This is a genomic window from Nostoc cf. edaphicum LEGE 07299 (assembly GCF_015207245.1).
Classification (GTDB): domain Bacteria; phylum Cyanobacteriota; class Cyanobacteriia; order Cyanobacteriales; family Nostocaceae; genus Nostoc; species Nostoc edaphicum_B.
The window spans coordinates 1-4,962 of sequence record NZ_JADEXF010000375.1 but is presented as its reverse complement, the minus strand read 5'-3'; the positions used below and the strand labels follow the sequence as shown (position 1 = coordinate 4,962).

At 43.2% G+C, this 4,962-nt stretch carries 4 protein-coding genes; 3 read left to right on the top strand and 1 reads right to left on the bottom strand.

Annotated features, from left to right (window positions below; genetic code table 11):
- The coding region (locus tag IQ229_RS12885; protein ID WP_194044250.1) for a TetR/AcrR family transcriptional regulator at window positions 1-382 on the bottom strand (382 nt) is incomplete at its 3' end.
- Between the two features lie 149 nt (window positions 383-531).
- Between IQ229_RS12885 and IQ229_RS12880 the strand changes: the two genes are divergently transcribed.
- The 3 genes from IQ229_RS12880 (at window position 532) to IQ229_RS12870 (ending at window position 4,834) form a co-directional block, all read left to right on the top strand.
- A complete protein-coding gene (locus IQ229_RS12880) occupies window positions 532-2,187 on the top strand; it encodes a M16 family metallopeptidase (protein WP_194044249.1) in 1,656 nt (551 codons plus the stop codon).
- 44 nt (window positions 2,188-2,231) lie between these two features.
- Window positions 2,232-3,746, top strand: coding sequence for a M16 family metallopeptidase (locus IQ229_RS12875; RefSeq protein ID WP_228013428.1), 1,515 nt, complete (start codon window positions 2,232-2,234; stop codon window positions 3,744-3,746).
- Window positions 3,747-4,186: 440 nt separating this feature from the next.
- Window positions 4,187-4,834, top strand: a complete 648-nt coding sequence (locus IQ229_RS12870; RefSeq protein WP_194044251.1) for a Uma2 family endonuclease — start codon at window positions 4,187-4,189, stop codon at window positions 4,832-4,834.
- Window positions 4,835-4,962 lie beyond the last annotated feature (128 nt).

Sequence of the window (4,962 nt, the reverse complement as noted above, 5' to 3'; positions counted from 1 at the left end):
CTTCTAATTGAATGCGATCGCGCAAATCGGGGTGAAATTGCACCTCCATAAAACAAACACGCATCAAATCGGCATTTTTTTGGAAGTTCCACATCCGGCGACGCATCACCTGAGCTACGGCTTTATAGCTACCCATTCCACTTAATTCTGTCAGCAAATCTGTAAGAATCTCCACCCACCCATTCGTGGCTACTTCCACTAAAATTGCTTTTTTATTGGCAAAATGACGAAATAGAGTACCTTCAGCTACACCTGCCGCCTGTGCTAAATCGCGGGTGGTAGTGCCGTCAAATCCCTGAGAGGCAAACAACCGTTGTGCTGCCTGCAAAATCCGGGTGCGCGTCTGAGCCTCTGAGGGTGGGGAAGAATTAAAAACTCGCATAACAGTTATGGTGATATTTCCGGAACAGGTTTTGTAGCATTATTGTCTAACGTCAAGTACAAAAACCCAACAAGCTTAATACAAGATTAACGCTCTTTTGCTAAGTATCCTGTTATTTAGGTAGTGTAACTTTATCTTAATTTTCGCTTATGAACTATATAAGTCGGTCAATTTTAGATTTTAGATTGGGGATTTTGGATTGGTCAGATAAAGTATCTGTCATATTGCGGCGGTTGTTTGTCGCTTTGTTGGCTTTGATCATCCTTTGGTGGGGATTGCTGCCAGAAATTGCTCTGGCTCAAACTCAGACGGTACCTTTTCCCCAAAGAGTGCTGCAACCTAAAAAAACTCAAACTCCACCAGTTCAAAGTTCGATTCAACCTTATCTGGATCGAGTGATCAAGCAGTTAACGGAGTTTCGCCTCGACAATGGTTTGAAATTTATTGTCTTAGAACGACATCAAGCGCCTGTCGTTTCTTTCCTTACTTATGCGGATGTCGGTGGAGTAGATGAGCCAGATGGCAAAACTGGTGTAGCTCACTTTCTGGAACATTTGGCATTTAAAGGCACGACGCGCATTGGTACAGAAGACTACAAAAAAGAAAAACCTCTATTAGAAACCTTAGAGCGGTTTGATGCTCAAATTCAAGCAGCAAAAGCCGATGGCAAAAAAGATGAGGTTGCTCGGTTAGAAGCTGAGTTTAAGCGAGTGGAATCGCAAGCAGCCAAGCTTGTCAAACAAAACGAATTGGGGCAAATTGTCGAACAAGCGGGAGGCGTGGGTTTAAATGCCAATACTTCAACTGAAGCCACCCGTTATTTGTACAGCTTTCCTGCCAATAAGCTGGAACTTTGGATGTCGCTAGAGTCGGAACGATTTCTCGATCCTGTAATTCGCCGTGAGTTTTATAAAGAGAGAGATGTAATTTTAGAGGAGCGACGAATGCGGGTGGAAAATTCACCCATTGGATTGATGGTGGAAAAGTTTATCGATACTGCTTACAAAGCCCATCCCTACAGGCGTCCGGTGATTGGCTATGACCGAGATATCCGCAATCTGACACCAGAAGATGTCCAAAAGTTTTTTGATACTCACTACGTACCAAGTAATTTGACCATTGCCATTGTCGGAGATGTTAACCCGGCTGAGGTGAAAAAACTGGCGCAAACTTATTTTGGCCGCTTTCAAGCCAAAACCAAAGCTGTTGAAAAAATTCCGGTGGAACCACCACAACAACAAACACGGGAAGTGACTTTACAGCTACCTTCTCAACCCTGGTATTTAGAAGGTTATCATCGTCCGGCGATTACTCATCCAGATAATGCCATCTATGAAATCATTGGCAGTTTATTAAGTGATGGGCGCACGTCGCGGCTATATAAGTCTTTGGTAGAAAAGCAGCGTTTGGCGCTAAATGCTCAAGGTTACAGTGGATTTCCTGGAGATAAGTACCCAAACCTGATCTTTTTCTATGCTCTCACAGCTCCTGGTCATACAGTTGATGAGTTGGCGGTGGCTTTACGTCAAGAAATTGACAAATTAAAAACTGAGCCTGTGGCGGCAGTTGATTTGCAACGGGTGAAAACCCAAGCACGGGCGAGTTTGTTACGTATTCTCGATTCCAATATGGGCATGGCTCAACAATTGTTGGAATATGAAGTGAAAACTGGCTCTTGGCGGAATTTGTTTAAGCAGTTGGATGAGATTTCAGCGGTGACGACGGCTGATATTGTGCGAGTGGCAAAGGAGACTTTTACGCCTAAAAATCGCACGATTGGGAAACTGTTGTCGAAAGAAGGATGAGAAACGAACCGCAAAGGACGCAAAGGGCGCAAAGGAAGAGAGATATGCAGAGGAATAAGGTGAAGGGTAAAAGGCAGATAACGTTGAAAATTCAAAATAGGAAAGGGTTAATTTATGCTTTGGTTACTGTTTTTGCTTGCTTACTTTTAACTTGTAATTTTTCTCTGGCGGCGACGGCTGAGGCGAAACATTACACAGAATTGCAGCTACCACCGCTACCTGAGATTAAGTTACCCAAGTATGAGCGGTTTGTGCTGCAAAACGGCTTGGTTGTGTATTTAATGGAAGATCATGAGTTACCGTTGGTGAATGGTACAGCGTTTGTACGGACAGGGAATCGCTTGGAACCAATGGAGAAAGTTGGGTTGGCTGGTTTTACAGGTACGGTAATGCGAACTGGAGGAACTAAGAAGCATTCGCCTGATGAACTCAATGAAATATTAGAACAACGGGCGGCATCTGTGGAAGTTGGGATTAGTGAAGCTTCTGGTAGTGCTAGCTTTGACGCCCTCAGTGAAGATTTAGAAACGGTGTTTGGGCTGTTTGCTGAGGTGCTGCGATCGCCTGTATTTGATCAAGAAAAGCTAGACTTGGCGAAAACTCAAGCTAAAGGTGGCATTGCCCGTCGTAACGACAATCCAGATGGGATTGCTAATCGGGAATTTAAGAAATTGATCTATGGCAAAGATAGCCCTTATGCTCGCACGATAGAGTATGCAACGGTAGATAAGGTTGAGCGTGAAGATTTGCTCAAGTTTTATCAGCAATATTTCCACCCCAATAATATGATTTTGGGGATTGTGGGTGATTTTGATACTAAGAAAATGCGATCGCTCATTCAAGCTAAGTTTGGCGATTGGCAGCGTAACCCAGGTATTGCTAAACCCACATTACCAAAGGTTTTACCAGCTAATGCAGGTGGAGTCTTTTTTGTCAATCAGCCCCAACTGACGCAAAGTACTGTGCTTATCGGGCATTTAGGCGGACGGTTTGACAATCCTGATTATCCGGCGCTGGATGTATTGAATGGCGTGTTAAGTGGATTTGGTGGACGCTTATTTAATGAAGTGCGATCGCGTCAAGGTTTAGCTTACTCTGTCTACGGCCAGTGGAGTCCCCATTTCGATTATCCTGGCATATTTATCGCTGGTGGACAAACGCGATCGGATGCTACCGTCCAGTTTGTCAAAGCCTTACAAGCTGAAATCAAGCGCACCCAAACTCAAAGAGTGACAGCACAAGAATTGGCTTATGCCAAAGAGTCTACACTCAACTCCTTTGTGTTCAACTTTCAAGACCCCAGCCAAACCTTATCACGGTTGATGCGATACGAATATTACGGCTATCCTGCTGATTTTCTCTTTCGCTATCAAAAAGCCGTCGCCGCAACCACAGCAGCTGATGTCCAACGCGTAGCACGAGAATATCTCAAACCAGAAAAAATTGTGACTCTAGTAGTGGGGAATCAAACCGCCATTCAACCGCCATTGACACAGTTAGCTAAACAAGTGACACCAATAGATGTAACGATTCCTGGTTCGCAGCCACAGGCGAAGTAATTAATAGCGTAGATGGGTAGACACTCAATATCCAAATAAAATCGCAAGGCTCATATCCCCGACTGTCTAAGAAGTCGGGGATCTTGTTTTTAAAATAATTTTCTCCATTATCGGGAAATGACTAAGGACACATTGGAGTAACAAGTAGAAACTAAATCAGGAACCAAAACCTCTGGTAACTCCAGAGGTTTTTCTCTACTCTATTCATCTTTATAGGACAATACGGTTCAGTTAAGGAAAATTGTAGGTTGGGTTGAGGAACGAAACCCAACATTTTCAGTGGTTTGTTGGGTAACACTAAAGTTCAACCCAAGCGTATTGCTTGCTTTATAGGAGCGATCGCTCCAGCATACACTTCTATGAAGCAGCAAAAATTGTCACCCCTATCAGGTCAACTAGAGTAAGCTAAATTTAGGTTTTAGCTACTGGGAGCGAAGATGATGTTGTTGGAATTAAAGCGCATCCATGTTCCACCAGGACAAAGAGTGCTACTGCGAGATGTAACCTGGCAGGAATTGGAAACAATTCTAGAAGATTTAGGGGAACACCGAGCAGCACGAATTGCTTATGATAGGGGAATACTGGAGATTATGGCACCACTGCCAGAACATGAATATGACAAAGAAATTATTGGTGATTTAGTCAAAGCGCTTCTAGAAGAGTTGAGTACTGAATTCATCAGCCTTGGTTCCACCACTTTCAAAAACCAAGCAATGGCTCAAGGTATAGAACCCGATCAGTGTTTCTATATAAAAAATGAATCTAAGATTCGCGGCAAGAAGCGGCTAGATTTAGCAGTAGACCCTCCTCCAGATTTAGCTTTAGAAGTTGATATTACTTCTCGCACTCATCCTAATATTTATGAAGCCCTAAAAGTACCTGAACTTTGGCGTTTTGATCGAGGAAAGCTCCAAATTAATATTTTGCAAGATGGACATTATGTAGAATCACAGCAAAGCCTAAATTTTCCTATATTCCCACTAATTGAAGCGATTCCCCAATATCTGGAGCAAAGTACAACAGCAGGCAGAAATGCAACGCTCAAAGCTTTTCGTCTTTGGTTACAAAAGCAAATACAACAGCCATAATGTATGCTGTCATTATTATTCAAAATATATATAGGAATCCGGTTTGATTCCTGAATTTACTTGCGTGGGCAGGGAACAGGGAATAGGGAATAGGGAACAGGAAAGAAGGCATAGATCCGTACTGAGTC

Coding starts and splice junctions, on each gene's coding strand:
- IQ229_RS12880 (WP_194044249.1), top strand. CDS start 532: ATGAACTATATAAGTCGGTCAATTTTAGATTTTAGATTGGGGATTTTG.
- IQ229_RS12870 (WP_194044251.1), top strand. CDS start 4,187: ATGTTGTTGGAATTAAAGCGCATCCATGTTCCACCAGGACAAAGAGTG.
- IQ229_RS12875 (WP_228013428.1), top strand. CDS start 2,232: ATGCAGAGGAATAAGGTGAAGGGTAAAAGGCAGATAACGTTGAAAATT.